This window comes from Flavobacterium sp. CAU 1735 (assembly GCF_039888695.1).
In the GTDB taxonomy this organism is placed as follows: Bacteria; Bacteroidota; Bacteroidia; order Flavobacteriales; family Flavobacteriaceae; genus Flavobacterium.
On sequence record NZ_JBDQQQ010000001.1, the window covers coordinates 680,610 to 702,353 of the forward strand.

Consider the following 21,744-nt stretch of genomic DNA (forward strand, 5'->3'; position numbering starts at 1 on the left):
TAAATCGATAGTATTCATATCATGACGAGATTAAAAGATAAAAATACCGTTAAAAGATTTAACAAAATTTCGATAGGTCTTGCTTCTCCGGAATCTATTTTGGCAGAATCAAGAGGTGAGGTTTTAAAACCGGAAACCATCAACTATCGTACCCATAAACCAGAGCGTGATGGTCTTTTCTGCGAGCGAATTTTCGGTCCGGTAAAAGACTTCGAATGTGCCTGCGGAAAATACAAAAGAATCCGTTATAAAGGAATCGTTTGTGACCGTTGTGGAGTTGAAGTTACTGAGAAAAAAGTACGTAGAGACAGAGTAGGACACATTAACCTGGTAGTGCCAATCGCACACATCTGGTATTTCCGTTCCCTTCCGAATAAAATCGGTTATATCCTTGGATTACCATCCAAAAAACTGGATATGATTATTTACTACGAAAGATACGTAGTAATTCAGCCGGGTATTGCAAAAGGACCAGACGGAGAAACATTAAAGACCCTGGATTTCTTAACGGAAGAAGAATACCTGAACATTCAGGATAGTCTTCCAATGGAAAACCAATATTTAGACGATACCGATCCGAACAAATTCATTGCTAAAATGGGTGCGGAATGTATCATGGACTTATTAGCGCGTATTGACCTGGATTCGTTATCCTACGATCTACGTCACGCGGCGAATAACGAAACGTCTAAACAACGTAAAACGGAAGCCTTAAAACGACTACAGGTAGTAGAATCGTTCCGTGAAGCGAACAACAACCGCGAAAACCGTCCGGAATGGATGATTTTAAAAGTAATCCCGGTTATCCCGCCAGAATTACGTCCGTTGGTGCCGCTTGATGGTGGACGTTTTGCAACATCCGATTTGAACGACCTTTACAGACGAGTAATCATCCGTAATAACCGTTTAAAACGATTAATGGAAATCAAAGCACCGGAAGTGATTTTGAGAAACGAAAAACGTATGCTACAGGAATCGGTAGACTCGTTATTCGATAACACCAGAAAAGCTTCTGCTGTAAAAACAGAATCAAACAGACCATTGAAATCCCTATCGGATTCCTTAAAAGGAAAACAAGGGCGTTTCCGTCAGAACTTATTAGGTAAACGTGTGGATTATTCAGCGCGTTCGGTAATTGTTGTAGGACCGGAAATGAAATTATTCGAATGTGGTCTTCCAAAAGATATGGCTGCCGAGCTGTACAAACCATTCGTTATTCGTAAGTTAATCGAAAGAGGAATCGTTAAAACGGTAAAATCAGCTAAGAAAATTATCGACAAAAAAGAGCCGGTAGTATGGGATATCCTTGAAAACGTAATTAAAGGTCACCCGGTATTACTAAACCGTGCTCCTACGTTGCACCGTTTGGGTATCCAGGCGTTCCAGCCAAAACTAATCGAAGGTAAAGCGATCCAGTTACACCCGTTAGTGTGTACGGCGTTTAATGCCGATTTCGATGGTGACCAGATGGCGGTTCACTTACCGCTTGGACCGGAGGCTATTTTGGAAGCACAATTATTAATGTTGGCTTCTCACAATATCCTTAACCCGGCGAACGGAGCTCCGATTACGGTACCTTCTCAGGACATGGTTTTGGGTCTGTATTACATGACCAAAGAACGTTTGTCTACGGAAACGCACAAAATCTTAGGAGAAGGATTAACTTTCTATTCTGCCGAAGAGGTAAACATCGCGTTAAACGAAGGAAAACTGGAATTGAATGCCCGTGTTAAAATCCGTGCAAAAGATTTTAACGAAAACGGAGAATTAGTATACAAAATCATCCAGACCACTGCCGGAAGAGTATTATTTAACGAAGTAGTACCGGAAGCAGCTGGATATATCAATGAAGTATTAACTAAGAAAAGCTTACGTGATATTATCGGTAAGATTTTAAGTGTTACCGATGTACCTACAACGGCTGCCTTCTTGGATAATATGAAAGATATGGGATACCGATTCGCTTTCAAAGGAGGATTATCCTTCTCTTTGGGAGATATCAAAATCCCGGATCAAAAACAAGATTTGATCGCCGATGCAAACAGTCAGGTTGAAGGAATTTCCATGAACTATAACATGGGTCTTATCACCAACAACGAACGTTACAATCAGGTAATTGACGTGTGGACTTCAACGAATGCATTATTAACGGAGTTAGCGATGAAAAACATTAGAGAAGACCAGCAAGGATTCAACTCGGTGTATATGATGCTTGACTCTGGGGCGAGGGGATCGAAAGAGCAGATCCGTCAGTTAACCGGTATGCGTGGATTGATGGCGAAGCCTAAAAAATCGACTGCTGGTGGTGGTGAGATTATCGAAAACCCGATCTTATCGAACTTTAAAGAAGGTCTTTCGATCTTAGAATACTTTATCTCGACGCACGGTGCCCGTAAAGGTCTTGCGGATACGGCTCTTAAAACGGCCGATGCCGGATACCTGACCAGAAGGTTACACGACGTATCTCAGGATGTAATCGTGAACTCTGTGGATTGTGGTACATTACGTGGTGTTGAAGTATCGGCGTTGAAAAAGAATGAAGAGATCGTTGAAACATTAGGAGAAAGAATCTTAGGTCGTGTAGCGTTACAGGATGTAATCAACCCGCTAACAAGCGAAGTATTGGTTGCAGCTGGTGAAGAAATCACCGAAGCTATCGTAAAAGCGATCGATGCGTCTCCAGTTGAAAAAGTAGATGTTCGTTCACCGTTAACGTGTGAAGCCGGAAAAGGAATCTGTGCTAAATGTTACGGACGTAACCTGGCTACCGGAAAAATGACTCAAAGAGGTGAAGCTGTCGGAGTAATCGCAGCGCAATCAATTGGAGAACCGGGAACACAGTTAACACTACGTACGTTCCACGTGGGAGGTACCGCAGGTAACATCTCTGAAGAATCAAGCATTATCACGAAATTCCGCGGAAGATTAGAGATCGAAGATTTAAAAACCGTTAAAGGTGAAGACAACGAAGGTAACACTACCGATATCGTAATTTCACGTTCAACCGAGTTGAAATTGATCGACGAAACAACCGGAATCGTATTGAATACACACAATATCCCTTACGGATCTAGCATCTTTGTAAAAGACGGTGATATTGTGGATAAAGGAACAACCATCTGTAAATGGGATCCATATAACGGGGTAATTATTTCTGAATTTACCGGTAAGGTAGCTTACGAAGATATCGAGCAAGGACAAACGTTCATGGTTGAAATCGATGAGCAAACCGGATTCCAGGAAAAAGTAATCTCTGAGGGAAGAAATAAAAAATTAATCCCTACTTTATTGATCTACGGAAAAGATGGTGAATTGATCCGTTCGTACAACTTACCGGTGGGTGCCCACCTTATGGTTGATGACGGTGAGAAAATTAAAGCCGGTAAAATTTTAGTAAAAATCCCACGTCGTTCGTCTAAAGCGGGTGATATCACGGGAGGTCTACCAAGAATTACCGAGTTATTAGAAGCACGTAACCCATCGAACCCGGCTGTAGTTTCTGAAATCGACGGAGTAGTATCTTTTGGAAAAATCAAAAGAGGTAACCGTGAGATCGTGGTTGAGTCGAAGTTTGGTGAGATTAAAAAATACCTTGTAAAACTTTCCAACCAGATTCTGGTTCAGGAGAACGATTACGTAAGAGCGGGTATGCCATTATCGGACGGAGCGATTACTCCGGATGATATCTTGAGAATCCAGGGACCATCTGCTGTACAACAGTACTTGGTAAATGAGATTCAGGAAGTATACCGTTTACAAGGGGTAAAAATTAACGACAAGCACTTTGAGGTTGTAATCCGTCAGATGATGCGTAAAGTACAGATTCAGGATCCGGGAGATACCCTTTTCTTAGAAGATCAGTTGGCTCACACCAGCGACTTTATCGTAGAAAACGACAAATTATACGGAATGAAAGTGGTAGAAGATGCAGGAGATTCCGATAGCCTGAAAGCAGGACAAATCGTATCGCCAAGAGAATTGAGAGACGAAAACTCAATCCTGAAACGAAACGACAGAAACCTGGTAGTAGCAAGAGACGTAGTTCCGGCAACGGCAACTCCAATTCTTCAGGGTATTACAAGAGCATCGTTACAAACGAAGTCGTTTATCTCGGCTGCATCGTTCCAGGAAACAACAAAAGTATTGAACGAAGCTGCAGTAGCTGGAAAAGTGGACGGATTGGAAGGACTAAAAGAAAACGTTATCGTAGGACACAGAATCCCTGCCGGAACCGGTATGAGAGATTACGATAACATCATCGTAGGTTCTAAAGAGGAGTTCAACGAATTAATGGCTGCTAAAGAAGAATTTAATTACTAAGCATCATGAGTGAGAATAAGCAACAAGGTCAAATCAACATTGAGTTGGACGAGCAAACGGCAGATGGAATTTATTCCAATCTGGCGATCATCAACCACTCGAATACCGAATTTGTAATTGATTATATCAATATCATGCCGGGTGTGCCAAAAGCGAAAGTAAAATCCAGAATTATACTAACGCCACAACACGCCAAGCGTTTATTGGGAGCTTTAGCCGAAAATATCAATCGGTTTGAAGCTGCTCACGGTGAAATAAAAGAAGCAGAAATGCCTTCTATTCCATTAAATTTCGGGCCAACTGGCCAAGCATAATAGAAAGCCTCTCAATTTTGAGAGGCTTTTTTTTGAGTAAAATTTACACCTGTCAGGTTTTTAAAACCTGACAGGTGTTCTTGTTTAAATTGGTTTTTATTGCAAAATGCATTGTTTTTAGATTGGCGTGATTTTAAATAATCAGGTATTATCATATTTTTATCAGAATGCAGTCACAAAAAGAACAGCTTTTTAAAACAATACAAACTTTTTATAAACGAATTGTGAAAAATAAAAATTAATAAATCTTATTTGTGATATACTTTGTATAATGTTAATGTTATTAAAAAATGTTTAAAAATTTAGTAATTTCACTTACTAAATCATTTTGTATGAATAAAAAATACTATTCATTAGGCAACGAATCCAATTCATTGTTTAATCAAAAAGGAAACCGTGATAATTCACGGCTTAAGAACATTCGACAGCAGGTCTGTTTAATGTTCTTTTTGTTTTTAGCTACGTTTGTAGGCCATGCACAGGTTACTACAAATGGGGGCTCGGGACTAAATCCTACCTATCCGTCATTAGCATCGGCTATAACGGCATTAAACGGAGCGACAATCACAAGTCCGGTAACCATTACGTTAACCGGTAATGAAACCGCACCGGCCGGAGGATATGTAATTACTGCCGAAGGTACTTCGACCAATGTAATCACCATTGCAGGAAGTACCAGTACCATTACGGCACCCACGCCACAAACATCCGGAGCGTTAAATGATGCCATCTTTAAATTGGTAGGAGCCGATTGGGTTACGATTCAGGGTTTCACCATGACAGAAAACGCAGCGAATACGACAACGGCAGCCGGGACGAACAACATGACCGAATGGGGAGTAGCATTACTTTATGCTTCTGCAACAAACGGAGCACAAAATAATACCATTCAGAACAATACGATCAGTTTAAATCGTACCTATCAGAATACATTTGGAATTTATAGTAACTCGACACACTCGGCTACAGCTGTGACTACTTCGACTACGGCTACCGGAGCAAACGGAGGAAATCACAATTTAAAAGTCTATACCAACGATATCAGTAATGTGAACATTGGAATCGTGGTAATTGGACCTACGGCCTCCGCCGACAATAACCAGGGGCTGGATATTGGAGGAACAACAACAGCCACAGGGAACAGCATCACGAATTTCGGAACAACCGGAACTTTTTCAGGTTATGCCAACGTATCGGGTTCTGTAAACGGCGTTTTAGTGCGTAATACCAAAAACTTTAATATTTCGCACAATACCATTACCAGTTCTAACGGTGGTGTAACGGTAGGAACATTGCGAGGAATCTATGTGACGGCATTTACAAATGTACCAACCGGAACTATTGTAAATGAAATCAATGCCAACACCTTTTCCCTTAGAAGTGGTTTGGCTGCTGGAGCAATATTTGGGATTTTAAACGAAGGATCAACCGTAAGTGCGACTTCGACTTTAAATATTAATAATAACGACTTCAATACTTTTGGACACACGGTAACCGCATCTGGAGCAATTACGCTTATTAGTAATGTAGCGGCAACGCTTACTACGAATATTAACGGCAATACCTTTACGAATCTTAGCGTAAATACAACCGGAAGTTTCACATTTATCACGAATAGTGTGACCCACCCGGCCAACGCCATAACCAACGTAAATAATAATACCGTTGTTACAGCATTTGCTAAAACCGGAGCAGGTGGAACCGTTTATTTTTACGATTCATTCGGAAGTACATTAAGCGGAACAGAAACCAATAGCGGAAACAATTTCTCGAACGTAACCCTAACCGGAGCGACTACTTTAGGAGGATTCCGTTCTGCCGATGGTGGAACAGCCAGTTATCCTGGGAAAACAATAACCAATAACACATTTAGTAATATTGTCACCGGAAACGCAACGATAGCCATTTTAAATGTGGGATACAGTTTAGCGGGCGGAACGAATAATGTATCCGGAAACGTGATCAGCAATATCACCGGAGCCAACTCGATTGTTGGAATTACTTCTGCAGCCGGAGATCAGAATTTCTTTAACAATACCATTTCGGGTTTAGCAACAACCGGAAGTAATACCGTGAGTGCGATAGCAATTACCGGAGGTACATTACAGAATATATATAAAAATAAAATTTACAATGTCGAAGCCAACAATGCTTCGGGAGTTGTAAACGGAATTTTAGTAAGTGGTAGTACAACGGTAAACTTGTCTAATAACATCATTGGTGATTTAAGAACGCCAATTTCCAATGCTGCGAACCCATTAGTGGGTATTAATATTACAGGTGGAACAACGGTAAATGTCAATTACAATACTGTACGATTAAATGCAACCAGTACCGGAGCATCATTTGGATCGAGTGCGATTTCCGTATCGACAACACCAACTGTGTCATTGCGCAACAACATCTTTGTAAACCAGTCAACACCTAATGGAACTGCATTGGCAGTGGCTTTCAGAAGATCGGGAACTTCATTGACAACCTATGATGCGGTATCGAATAACAACCTGTATTTTGGGCCGACATTATTTGCTGATGGAACCAATACCGATACCGTATTGGCAACCTTAAAAACCAGAATGGGTACACGTGATAGTGCTTCGATATCTGAAAATCCAACATGGACTTCTACTACAGGAACGAATGCAGGTTTCTTACATATCAATACAACGGTAGCCACTCAGATTGAAAACGGAGGAACACCGGTTGTTGGAATCACAGACGATTTCGACGGAGATGTTCGTAGTACTACTACACCGGATATTGGAGCCGATGAGTTTGCAGGAGTTCCTATGGATCTTACACCACCGGTAATTGTACATACCACTTTAGCAAACGTTTGTGCCGTTGGAACCCGAAATATCACGGCAACGATTACGGATGCCAGTGGAGTACCTACATCAGGAGCCGGACTACCGGTAGCTTACTGGAGAATTAATACCGGAGCGTATACAGCTGCCATAGCTACGAGTTTAGGGGCCGGACAATATCAGTTTGCAGTTGGAACCGGAGCGGCCATAGGTGATACGGTAAGTTATTATTTCGTAGCTCAGGATAATGCCGGTACACCAAATATCGCTGCATTACCAGCACCGGGAGCGGCTACATTTACGATTAACCCGCCAGCAGCCGGTACACCGCCAACAACACCATTCTCTTATAGTCTGACAGCACCGTTAAACGGAGTATACACAGTAGGAACAGGTGGTGCTTATCCAACAATTACGGCAGCTGTTGCCGATTATAATACACGATGTTTATCAGGACCGGTTACATTCTCTTTAACCGATGCAACCTATACCGGAGAAACCTTCCCAATCACAATCAATACCAATGCCGATGCCAGTGCTATCAATAGGCTGACAATTGTACCGGCTACGGGAGTGACACCAACGATCTCAGGATCGAATGCCACGACAATCTTTAAACTTTTTGGAGCAGATTATGTGACTTTCGACGGAAGTAATAACGGAACAACAACACGTGATTTAACGATTACTAACACCAATTCAGGAGGTGTAATCGTATGGGTTGCTTCGGTAGATGCAACTAATGGAGCAACGAATTCGATTTTCCGAAATATAAAATTCGTAGGAAATGCACCAACAACAACTGTAGCCGGTTTGGTAGTGAGTGGATCTACTTTAGGAGCCGCAGCAGAATCGCCAAATACAGGCTTTACATCGATCAATAATACCTTTAACAAAATGCAGAATGGAATCTTTGCTATTGGAAATGCTACAACTCCGGATCAGGGATTTGTAATTTCCAATAACGTATTTGGTTCGACTACTGCAGTTGATAAACTTGGATTCCGAGGTCTTGCAGTACAAAATGCACAGGCATTTGTGATTTCCGGTAACGATATCAAAGGAGTTACTACCACAACAACGAGTACTTCTTCCGGTATTTTAGTAGGAGGAGTTGCAATAAACGGAAATGTATTTAACAATAAAATTGCCGATGTTAAGAATACGAATACAACCGGATATGGTAGTAATGGTATTTATTTGAACTCCAATAGTGTGATAGCGGCCATCAACGTATATAACAACTTTATCAGCGATGTAGCGAGCTACGGATATTCAGCCGGAGGAGCCGTTGCAGATAATGGTTATGGTATTATTGTGGGTCAGGGAGCAGGATATAACATTTACCACAACACGGTAGCGATGAATAGCAACCAAACCGTAAGTGGAAGACCGGCAGCGATAAACATTACTACAGGTGTAACCTTACCGGGTGCGATCAACCTGAGAAATAATATTTTTGCCAACTCGCAAACACAAACCGGAGCGCGTTATGCGATCTATTCGGAAGCAGCCAATACCGTTTTTGCGGCAATCGATTATAACAATTATTCGACAACAGGAACCAACTTAGCCTATATTGGATCGGACAGAGCCGATTTAGCAGCATTGGTAACTGGTTTTGGTGGAAATGTGAATTCGAAAAACGTAGTACCGGTATTTACATCGACAACCGACTTACATTTGGTTCCGGCATCGAATATTTACCTGGATAACACAGGAACACCAATTGCAACGGTAACAACCGATATCGACGGCGATACACGAAGCCTGACTACTCCTGATGTGGGAGCCGATGAGTTTACTTCTCCGGTTTGTACGACAGCGGTTGGAGGAACTGCGACGGCTACGGTGAGCACAATGTGTGCTTCCGGAACAACAACGATTCAGGTAACCGGATATTCATCAGGAGAAACAACAACCTATCAGTGGCAATCGTCTTCCGATTTAGCTTTTACAGCACCGGTAAACGAAGGAACGGCTTCAGCAACGTATGCTGATTTAACAACCGGAACAATTACACAGACCACATACTACCGTTTGGTCGTAACCTGTGCAGCATTGGGATTACCGAGTTTTTCCAGCGTAGCGACAGTAACGGTAAACGTAACAGCATTACCAACAGCTACGGCACAATCGTTCTGTAGTGGTGCAACAGTAGCCAACCTTGTTGCTACGGGAACCGGAATTCAGTGGTATGATCAACCAACAGGAGGAACGGCTTTGGCCACTACAGCTGTTTTGGTATCAGGACCTTACTTTGTAACACAAACCATCGCAGGATGTGAAAGTGCCCGATTCCAGGTAGATGTTATTGTAAATGTAACAGCACTACCAACAGCTGCGGCACAATCGTTCTGTAGTGGTGCAACAGTAGCCAACCTTGTTGCTACGGGAACAGGAATTCAGTGGTACAGCCAATCAACAGGAGGAACGGCTTTAGCAACTACGGTTGTTTTGGCATCAGGACCTTACTTTGTAACACAAACCATCGCAGGATGTGAAAGTGCCCGATTACAGGTAGATGTTATTGTAAATGTAACAGCACAACCAACAGCAGTGGCGCAATCGTTCTGTAGTGGTGCAACAGTAGCCAATCTTGTTGCTACGGGAACCGGAATTCAATGGTATGCTCAACCAACAGGCGGTACTGCTTTGGCGACTACAGTTGCTTTGGCAACAGGTACCTATTATGTAACACAAACTGTTGGCGGATGTGAAAGTACACGATTAGCAGTAGCGGTTACGATCAATGTAGTAGGTGCGCCAACAGGAGCAGCCACGCAAGTTATCGCGGTAAACACACCAGCTGAAGCTACTATCGCCAGTATTGTAGTAACCGGAACCAATGTGATCTGGTATCCTACTTCGGCAGATGCTATGGCGGGAACCAATGCATTGGCAGTGGGAACTCAATTGGTAAGCGGAACAACCTACTATGCGATGCAAACCGTAGGGGGATGTACGAGTACTGCTCCATTAGCGGTAACCGTAACGGTAACTTTAGGTACATCGTCATTCGACAAAGCGGCGTTAAAATACTATCCTAACCCGGTAGCGGACATTATCACGATTAGCTACTCAGAGCCAATCAGTAATGTTACGATCTACAATATGTTAGGACAGAAAGTGATTGTTAAAAACAGTACGGAAACAATGACTACGATCGATATGAGCGACCTGGCAGCAGGAGCTTATATTGCCCATGTAAAATCGGGCGATGCGATGCAGGAGATCCGTATCATTAAGAAATAACGCGTAAATTAACGTATTCGATATGAAATCGCCCGGAGAGCAATCTCCGGGCGATTTTTTTTGAAAATATTTATAAAATAAATTGTGAAATTACGATGTGATGCAATTTGATTTTAACTTTAAAAGGTTATACTGTTAAGAAAATGAGAGGTTTTTATTTATTTCAGATTTTAAATTGTTAAAAAGCATTTGAAATCTCTTCAGTGTTATTATTTTGTTAAATTAGCTGCCTGTAAAAACTAATGACACTATTATGAAAAACTCTACTTATTTAAGTGGGTTTCGATGGCGTAATGCATTGAAACTGCACTTTAAATTGAGTTGTTTGTTACTGATGGCATTGCTGGCGGGACACCAGGCAAGTGCACAAGGAACACAAACAACGGTTTTAATTAACCCCAATGCCGAAGGCGGCTTTGAAAATGGTAGTACATTCGCCGCAAACGGATGGACTGCTGTAAATGCATCCCTTAACACCTGGAATGTAGGAACCGTTCCGGGATGGTTTACGGGTACTGGAGGTGCTTATGTTTCCAACGATTCGGGTACCACATGGGCCTATGGAAACGGAACGGCAAACCGTTCTCATTTCTACAGAGATGTTACGTTTCCCACTGGAGTATCCGTGGTAAACCTAAAATTCGACTGGAGAGGTAACGGTAACGACGGAAGCTACGACAACCTACAGGTGTATATTGTAGATACCAACGTTACTCCAACTACATCAGGGCCAACAGGTACCAATACGACTACTACCGGATGGACAAACTATACCGATGGTACTACAGGATACTATTTGTTAAGCCAGAATGGAACCGTAGCACCAACTACTACCACCAACATTACGTTTAACCTTACTGCGGCACAACGTGCTTATGTAGACGGTAAGACCAAACGTTTGGTTTTTGTATGGAAAAATGACGGATCAGGAGGAACAAATCCACCGGCTTCTGTAGATAATATTTCCTTAACCGCAACCGTACCAACGTGTTTAAAAGCATCGAACGTATTGATTTCGGCTATTACAACGACTTCAGCAACGCTTAACTGGACGGCTTCGGCATCGACTCCTAGTGGCGGATATGAATATGAAATCAGAACCAGTGGTGCTGCGGGAAGTGGTGCTACAGGACTAGCAAATAGCGGAGCGACGGCAGCAGGAGTAACTACTGCAGCGGTTACAGGATTGGCTACTTCAACGAATTTTTCAGTATATGTGCGTGCCAACTGTGGCGGAGGCGATATGAGTGACTGGACAACTGCGGCTACTTTCCGAACCGGACATTGTGTGCCTTCGTCAACATCATCTGCAACCTACATCAACAGTTTTGTAACTACAGGTGGCGCTACGAATATTTCGAATACCGCTTCCGGATATACAACCGGAGGATATCAGGATAATTATGCTACGGCAACCGTTAGTCAATATGCTACGGGATCGATCGGTTTTACAACTACCATTACAGGTGGAACTGTAGGAACTGCAATCTGGGTTGACTGGAATAACGATTTAGTATTCGATACTACCGAACGCGTATATGTTACGACAGCCTATGGAAACGGTCAGACGGGAAGTTTTGTAGTACCGGCAGGAACAGCACTTGGAGACTACAGAATGCGTGTACGTATTGACTACAACAACATTACTCCGGATCCATGTTCGAATACAAGTACAAGAACAGAAGCGGAAGATTACAAACTAACTGTAATTGCAGCACCATCATGTGTGCCACCTACAGCTGTTAGCGCTGTTGCCAACACGACTACAACGGCAACCGTAAACTGGACGGCATCGACTTCGACACCGGGAAGCGGATATGATATTTATTATGTTACAACCAACACAGCGCCAACAGCCGGATCAACACCTACAGCAACTGCAGCAGCAGGAGCAGTAACGGCATCCCTTAGCGGATTAGCGCCTTCAACAACCTATTATGTTTGGGTACGTTCAAACTGTGGATCGGGAACGTATAGTACCTGGGCTGCAGCAGGATCGTTCTACACGGGATACTGTGTACCTTCGTCAACATCATCGGCTACCTATATTAACAGTTTTGTAACCACGGGCGGTGCTACGAATATTTCGAACACTGCTTCGGGATATACCACCGGAGGGTATCAGGATAACTATGCTACGGCAGCAGTTAGTCATTACCCAACAGGAACGATCAACTTTGCCACTACAGTGACCGGAGGAACAGTTGGAACAGCGATCTGGGTTGACTGGAATAACAATTTAGTGTTCGAAACAAGCGAGCGCGTATATGCGACTACTGCTTATGGCGATGGTCAGACAGGAAGTTTTGTAGTACCGGCTGGAACAGCACTTGGAGACTACAGAATGCGTGTACGAATTGACTATAACAGTTCTACACCGGATGCATGTTCGAATGCGAATACAAGAACAGAAGCGGAAGATTACAAATTAACCGTAATTGCAGTACCATCGTGTTTACCGCCATCAGCAGTTACTGCTGTAGCAAACACAGCGGCAACAGCAACCGTAAACTGGACGGCATCAACGTCGGCACCGGCAAACGGATATGATATTTATTATGTTACGACCAACACGGCACCAACAGCCGGATCAACACCTACTGCAACTGCAGCAGCAGGAGCTGTAACAGCATCCCTTAGCGGATTAGCGCCTTCAACAACCTATTATGTTTGGGTGCGTTCAAACTGTGGTACAGGAAATACCAGTACTTGGGTAGCGGGAGGAACATTCTATACAGGATACTGTGTACCTTCGTCTACATCATCGGCGACTTATATCAATAGTTTTACCACTACAGGTGGATCGACCAACATTTCGAACACAGCTTCGGGATATACTACAGGAGGATATCAGGATAACTATGCAACAGCAACGGTTACACAATATCCAACAGGAACGATCAACTTTGCCACTACAGTGACCGGAGGAACAGTTGGAACGGCTATCTGGGTTGACTGGAATAACAATTTAGTGTTCGAAACAAGTGAGCGCGTATATGCAACTACTGCTTATGGCGATGGTCAGACAGGAAGTTTTGTAGTGCCGGCTGGAACAGCATTAGGCGACTATAGAATGCGTGTACGAATTGACTATAACAATAGTACACCGGATGCTTGTGCGAGTGCGAATACAAGAACGGAAGCAGAAGATTATAAGTTAACAGTTGTGGCAATGCCTTCATGTATGCCTCCAACAGCAGTTGCAGCTACGGCTAACACAGCCTTTACAGCAACCGTAACATGGACAGCTTCTGTATCGACACCAGCAAACGGATATGAAATTTATTATTCGGAAAACAATACAGCGCCAGGAGTAGGTGCAACACCTAATGCAACGGCTGCTGCAGGAGCAGTAACAGCGCCATTAGCAGGATTAACACCATCAACGACATACTATGTTTGGGTACGTTCTAACTGTGGATCTGGAAACACCAGTACCTGGACGACTACAGCGGTAACCTTTACAACACCATGTAATCCACCGGTAATTTCGGCTACCACGCCAGCAAGTATTTGTGGACAAGGAACAGCTACTTTAAGCGCAACTGCCAATGAAGGAAATATTAGCTGGTATGCAGCACAAACAGGAGGAGCAGCGCTTGGAACAGGAGCTTCGTTTACAACACCTGTAATCACAGCAACTACATCGTACTGGGTTGAATCCAGCAGAGTGAATGGAATTGTTGCAGTTGGACCGGTTTCACCAACCACACAGGGCGGAACAATCGGAGTACAAACAACGGCATGGGAAAACAACTTCACTGTTTTAAAAAGCACTAAATTGACTTCAGTAGATATATTCCCGGTAACATCCGGACAAACTGGAGCGATCATTGTTCGTAGTTCAACAGGAACTGTAATTGCTACCTATCCGTATACTACAAACGTAGGCGGTGGAGCAACAGCGCAAACCATTACGTTAAATCATGTTTTACAACCAGGAAACTACCAGTTGTATCCAACATTACCAACGGCTGGAGTAAGCCGTAATACAACAGGAGCCGTATATCCGTATACGTCTTCAGTAGCGAGAATCAATGGAAATGGTTATGATCCTGTTTATTTTATGGGAATGTATAACTGGAAATTCGAAGATTCTTGTACATCAGCAAGAACAGAAGTAATAGCAACTGTAACAACGCCACCGGCATTAACGTTAAGTACAGCTAGTACAGCTGTGGTTTGTAGCGGATCATCAAGTGCTGCGGTAACCGTTACAGCAGGTGCTTCAAGTTATGATACCTATACATGGACACCGGCAACCGGAGTAACCGGAGATGCAACAAACGGATGGACATTTAACCCAACAGCTACGACAACTTATACCGTAAGAGCGTCGAACTCTGTTAGCGGATGTAACATCGATGCTACAGTAGTAGTAAATATCAACCCGGCACCGGTAGTAAACGTTGCGGCAACACCGTCAACAATTTGTGAAGGAACATCGGCTGCGCTTGTTGCAACAACAACAACATCAGCGCCAGGTACCATCACATTAGGAACTGGAACAACGTTAACCAGTGAAACGGCACAACCAACAGCTTTCTGTAACCGTTGGGCACAGTACTGGAACCAAACCGTATTTACAGCGGCAGAGTTAACAGCAGCAGGATTAAAACCAGGAAACATTACTTCGATCGCTTACAGAATTACAACATTAGGAAGCGGAACGAATGTAAATAACTTCACGGTTAGAATCGGAACAACAACAAATTCCGTATTAACAGGATTTACAACAACCGGATTAAACTTAGTTTACGGACCGGCAACCTATACGCATTCCGTAGGATTAAATACCATCACTTTTACAACACCATATGTATGGGATGGAGTGTCTAACATTATTGTAGACATCAGACAGGATGGAGCGGATTCAACCAATAATGCAATTACGTATTATACGGCTACGACTGATAATACTACGGTATCGGCTACAACAAGTACAGTGTCATCGACAACAGTATTAGCAACAAGTAACCCGACGCCAAGTTTATCTAAAAACAGATTAAACGTAGTATTCGGAGGACAGGTAGCTTCAACAGGAGCAGGTGACTTAAACTGGACATGGATGCCGGGTAACTTAACCGGAAGTTCTGTAACAGTAACACCAGCTACAACGACTACATATACCGTTAGAGGAACAAATCCAACAACAGGATGTTATACGGAATCGACTGTAACAGTAAATGTTAACCCGGTACCGGCTGCACCAACAGGAAATACAACGCAGGCGATTAGTGGAAACACTCCTGCTGATGTTACGATCGAAGATATCGTAGTGACTGGAACAGCAGTGGTATGGTATGCTACCGAAGCGGATGCTTTGGCGAATATCAATCCAATCGCAGCAGGAACACAATTGGTTCAGGGAGCGACTTACTATGCTATGCAAACTGTAGGTGGATGTAGAAGTACAACGCCATTGGCAGTAACGGTAACATTAACGTTACGTTCAGCATCATTTGATATGGCAGGATTAAAATACTATCCAAACCCGGTAATCGATGTGTTTACGGTAACGTATACAAACGATATTACTTCGGTTGAGGTATTTAACCTGATTGGTCAACGTGTAATCGCGGTACAACCAAATGCTACAACAGCTTTAGTAGATATGAGTGCATTACCAACAGGAGCCTATATCATGCAGATTAAAGCAAACGGACAATCACAGTCGGTAAAAGTGATTAAAAAATAATTAATCTATTTTTAGTTATAGGGAAGGGCTGTCGTAATGACAGCCCTTTTTTATTGGACTCCGGTTAAAAAACGGATGGTTTTATGCCTCTGATAAATGCTATTTTGGAGATAACACGATGTGCTATAAAACAAACAATAAGTTAATATAATGCATATAGTGTTTTTATTTTGTTATAATGTTCTTTTTTGTTTATTAAAACGATAAGTTTTTATGATAGATGATCAATATTTGCTTACATTGGTGCTAATAAACTGTTAATATTATATTTATGAAAAAAACTACTTTATTAAGCAAATTTGGATGGCATAAAAAACCGACACAGGGTTGGAGTGCGTTTTGTTTGTTTATGCTTACCCTTTGGATGGGACAGCTACAAGCCCAAACGGTTTTAATTAACCCTACGGGAGATGGCGGTTTCGAAACAGGAACCACGCTGGCTGCCAACGGATGGACGGCTTTAGACGATACAACCAACAAATGGGCTTTGGGAACAACTCCGGGATGGTTTACCGGAAACAGAGGAGCCTTTATTTCCAATGATGGAGGAACCACGTGGAATTACAATACAACAGCTACCAGCAGATCATTTTTCTATAGAGATATTGCGTTCCCGGCCGGAGCGACAGCGGTAAACCTTACATTCGACTGGCGTGGAAACGGAAATGACGGAAATTTTGATAACCTGATGGTTTACATTATCGATACGAGTATCACACCAACCAATGCTGGGCCAACCGGAACCAATACTACCACTACAGGATGGACCGGATATACCAACGGAACAACAGGGTACTACCTGTTGCAGCGTTCGGGAACGACCAATCCGACTACAACAACAGCGGTAGCTTATGCGTTCACTACAGCACAGATGAACTATGTGGCCGGTAAAACAAAACGATTGGTATTTGTATGGAAAAATGACGCATCCGATGGAACCAATCCACCGGCATCATTAGATAATATTTCCTTGACCTCTACGGTACCGACTTGTTTTGCACCAACAGCCGTTGTGTCAAGTGCGATTACTAAAAACAGCGCTACAATTGCGTGGACAGCACCGGCAACAGCACCGGCAAACGGATACCAATATGAAGTGAGAAGTAGTGGTGCGGCAGGAAGTGGCGCAACCGGATTGGGAGCTTCAGGAACATCCGCTGCAGGAGTGGTAACACAAAACGTTACCGGACTGGCACCTTCAACAATCTATACGGTTTATGTGCGATCCAACTGTGGAAGCGGCGATTTTAGTGCGTGGGCAGCTTCTGCTACCTTTACAACCAAATGTGATTATTTTGATATAACAGGAACAACACCGGGAACGGTATGTGGAACCGGATCGGCAGCACTTGCGGCTACGGCAGCCGGCGGAACAATGAACTGGTATGCGGCACAAACCGGCGGAACAGCACTTGGAACCGGTGGAACTTTTAATACACCGGTAATTTCAACAACAACATCGTTTTGGGTAGAAACAAGTGTTCCGGGAACTACAGGTGTAGGACCGGTTTCACCAACAGCTCAAGGTGGAACAATTGGAACACAAACAATCGAGTGGGATGTAAACTTTACCGTTTTACAAAATACAAAACTGATTTCGGTTGATGTATTCCCGGTAACATCAGGACAAAACGGAGCTATTATTGTTCGTAGCTCATCAGGAACTGTAATTGCTACTTATCCATATGTAACGAACGTAGGTGGAGGAGCAACAGCACAAACGATTACGTTAAATCACACATTAACACCTGGAAGTTACCAGTTATATCCAACGTTACCATCGGGTGGAGTGAGTCGTAATACGTCCGGATCGACCTATCCGTATACGTCTGCGGCAGCAAACATTACTGGAAACGGATTCGATCAAACGTATTTTATGGGCTTCTATAACTGGAAATTCGATTTGTCATGTGCTTCACCAAGAACAGAGGTAGTAGCAACGGTTACTTCTGCGCCGGCTATCACGTTAAGTGCAAACAGTACAGCGGCAGTTTGTAGCGGATCATCAAGTAGCGCCATTACACTTGCAACAGGAGGATCAAACTACGATACCTATACCTGGTCGCCTGCAACCGGAGTAACCGGAAATGCGACAAATGGATGGACATTTAATCCAACGGCTACGACTACTTATACCGTAACAGCATCACAATCGGCTGGAAGCTGTGCTACAACAGCAACAGTGGTTGTAAACATCAACCCGAATCCGGTAGTGAATGTTGCCGCAACTCCGGCAACAATTTGTGAAGGAACGTCATCATCATTAGCAGCGACAACGCAAACGGTAGGTCCTGGAACGGTAACCGTTGGAACCGGAACGACATTAACTGGCGATACGGCACAGCCAACAGCTTTCTGTAACCGTTGGGCACAATACTGGAATCAAACGGTATTTACTGCAGCGGAGTTAACAGCAGCCGGATTAAAACCGGGGAATATTACTTCGCTTGCTTACCGAATCACAACATTAGGAAGTGGAACAAACGTAACCAACTTTACAATCCGAATTGGAACAACAACGAATTCATCGTTAACCGGATTTACAACAACCGGATTAAACTTAGTTTACGGACCAGCAACCTATACGCATGCGGTAGGATTAAACACCATCACTTTTACAACACCATATGTATGGGATGGAACATCTAATATTATTATTGATATCAGACAAGATGGAGCGGATTTAACCTATAATGCGATCACATATTATACGGCAACAGCTGATAATACTACGGCATCAGCGACAACTAGTACACCGTCATCGACAACAGTATTGGCAACAACAAACCCGACTGCGGCTTTATCTAAAAACAGATTAAACGTAGTATTCGGAGGTCAGACAAATGCAACAGGACCTGGTGACTTAAACTGGACTTGGATGCCGGGTAACTTAACCGGAAGTACTGTATCGGTATCGCCAGCTACAACAACTACGTATACCGTTAGAGGAACCAACCCAACTACGGGATGTTATACCGAATCGACGGTAACAGTAAATGTAACCGCGGCACCGGCTGCGCCAACAGGAAGTGCAACGCAGACTTTCAACGTGAATGCACCGTCGGATGCGACTGTAGCCAACCTTGTTGCAACAGGAACAGCAATAGTATGGTATGCTACCGAAGCAGATGCTATAGCAAATGTTAACCCATTGGCGTCGACTACGCAATTGGTAAACGGAGCGATTTACTATGCTATGCACACCGTTGGAGGATGTAGAAGTTTAACGCCACTAGCGGTAACAGCTACAGTAACATTAGGATCGGCTTCTTTCAACATGCCGGGATTAAAATACTATCCAAACCCGGTAGTAGATAAGTTTACAGTAACCTATACAAATGATATTACTTCGGTTGAGGTGTTTAATTTAGTTGGACAGCGCGTAATGGCAGTACAACCAAATGCAACAACTGCCTTAGTAGACATGAGTGTATTACCAACAGGAGCTTATATCCTACAGGTTAAAGCAAACGGACAATCACAATCCATAAAAGTGATTAAAAAATAATAGTTTTTTGAATAGCATGCCTAAGAGCCTCTCACTGAGAGGCTTTTTTTATGGACATAAATGATGAGTTAACAGAATGATAACCTTATGCATAGTATATGATAATGTGGTAATTAGTATCTGGTTATTAGGGTTCTATATTTTTGTATCGCTCAAATTGAATGGAGCGGAATACAATAAAAAAGAACTTATTTGAATGAAATTATTACAATTCAACATATCAGAATTATTTTCTAAACAACGTTTTTTCGGAGCATTGGTACTAATGCTGTTCGCGATCAATACGACGCAGGGACAGGCAATTTTTACTAATCCGATAAACGGGACAAATCCCAATACGGCCAATCCGTATACGGCCGGACAAACGGTAAGTCCGAACATCACCGTTTCGGGTATCGGTCGCGGATCGGGGATAACCGGAACCAACACCAACAACCGGTATAATGCTACGGGTTGGAATTCCGGAACCCTTTCGAATACCAAATATTTTGAATTTACACTGACGCCTTCGTCGGGTTACCTGATAAAATTTGCCAGTTTTGAATATACGGCACAAGCTTCCGGAACCGGTCCGGCATCCTTTTCGTTCCGATCGTCATTAGATGGCTACGGAACCAATATTGGTGCGGCAAATGCAACGGGAACAACCATTAGCTTAGCGGCAGCAGCCTATCAGAACATTACGGCTCCGATTACCTTCCGGCTTTACGCCTGGGGTGCTTCTGCAGCTGGAGGAACTTTTAGTATTAACGATTTTACCTTTAACGGAATTATAACCACAGCTTGTACACAACCTACGGTAACGAGTTTTCTGCCAACATCGGCACCGGTCAATACGCTGATTAAAATCAACGGAAATGGATTTATGAACGGATCCGGAACGTCGGCAGTTGCGTTTAACGGCGTACCGGCAACGTCTTTTACCGTTATTTCAAATACCCTTATCGAAGCAGTAGTGCCGGCGGGAAGTACCACAGGTCCGGTGAGCATTACTACAAACAGTTGTACAGGTAATTCGGCACCATTTACGGTGCTTCGATCGACTTGTACAGCCTTATATTCCGACCTGTTTATTTCAGAATTATACGATGCCGAACGTGGCGATGGCGGAATTATCGAATTGTATAACGGAACCGGAGCGACCATCAACTTGTCGCAATATGCTGTTCTGCGATACGGAACGGCCGGTGATCCTGTGCCTTCCTATACGGTAAACCTTTCCGGAAATTTAGCTTCCGGAAGCTTATACCTGATCCGAATCGGGAACGATGCACCGATTTGTACGTTTACACAGAATATCTCTTATTCAACCGGATTTAATGCCGATGACGGTTTTGAGCTGGTTAAAAACGGAAACGTAATCGATGCGGTAAATGCACCGGATAATACCGGATACACCATGATCCGTCGAAACGACGTAGTGGCTCCGAACAGTGTTTACGTACCGAGCGAATGGAATTCAACATCAACGGAAAGTTGCGACGACATTGGGATTCATAACTATACGGTATCGAATACGACTTCGATAACAACACAACCTGTACAGCGTACGATATGTGAAGGACAATCGGTGACTTTTACAGTAGCTATGAGCAATCCGGCGGGTGCGACCTATCAATGGAAATTATTAAACAGTGCCGGAAACTGGGTAAATGTGACCAATTCGGCGCCTTATTCCGGAGCAACAACAGCAGTATTAACGATATCGAATGCTCCAATCGGATTTAACGGCAACCAGTATTACTGTTTTGTGACAACACCGAGTTGTCAGGAACATTCGTATGCGGCAACCTTAAAAGTGGTCTCAAAACCAACCACAATGGGGATTTATTACAATTAAAA

At 43.2% G+C, this 21,744-nt stretch carries 6 protein-coding genes; all 6 read left to right on the top strand.

All coding sequences use genetic code 11. The features are described from left to right. The first annotated feature begins 21 nt into the window (after positions 1–21). The gene (gene rpoC, locus AAFN64_RS03280) at positions 22–4,320 is read left to right on the top strand and encodes a DNA-directed RNA polymerase subunit beta' (RefSeq protein ID WP_300492147.1); all 4,299 of its coding nucleotides are present in this window, start codon (positions 22–24) and stop codon (positions 4,318–4,320) included. Between the two features lie 5 nt (positions 4,321–4,325). Further along, positions 4,326–4,634 (top strand): DUF3467 domain-containing protein, encoded by a 309-nt coding sequence (locus AAFN64_RS03285; RefSeq protein WP_136402316.1) that lies wholly within the window; start codon positions 4,326–4,328, stop codon positions 4,632–4,634. A gap of 332 nt (positions 4,635–4,966) precedes the next feature. Further along, entirely contained in the window at positions 4,967–10,696 is a 5,730-nt protein-coding gene (locus AAFN64_RS03290) for a T9SS type A sorting domain-containing protein (RefSeq protein WP_347759269.1), read from the top strand. 253 nt (positions 10,697–10,949) lie between these two features. Then, positions 10,950–16,394 (top strand): GEVED domain-containing protein, encoded by a 5,445-nt coding sequence (locus tag AAFN64_RS03295; protein WP_347759270.1) that lies wholly within the window; start codon positions 10,950–10,952, stop codon positions 16,392–16,394. Positions 16,395–16,665: 271 nt separating this feature from the next. Further along, positions 16,666–19,902, top strand: a complete 3,237-nt coding sequence (locus AAFN64_RS03300; protein WP_347759271.1) for a T9SS type A sorting domain-containing protein — start codon at positions 16,666–16,668, stop codon at positions 19,900–19,902. Positions 19,903–20,098: 196 nt separating this feature from the next. Next, positions 20,099–21,742: a lamin tail domain-containing protein gene (locus AAFN64_RS03305; RefSeq protein ID WP_347759272.1), complete on the top strand. Its 1,644-nt coding sequence runs from the start codon at positions 20,099–20,101 to the stop codon at positions 21,740–21,742. Positions 21,743–21,744: the final 2 nt, after the last annotated feature.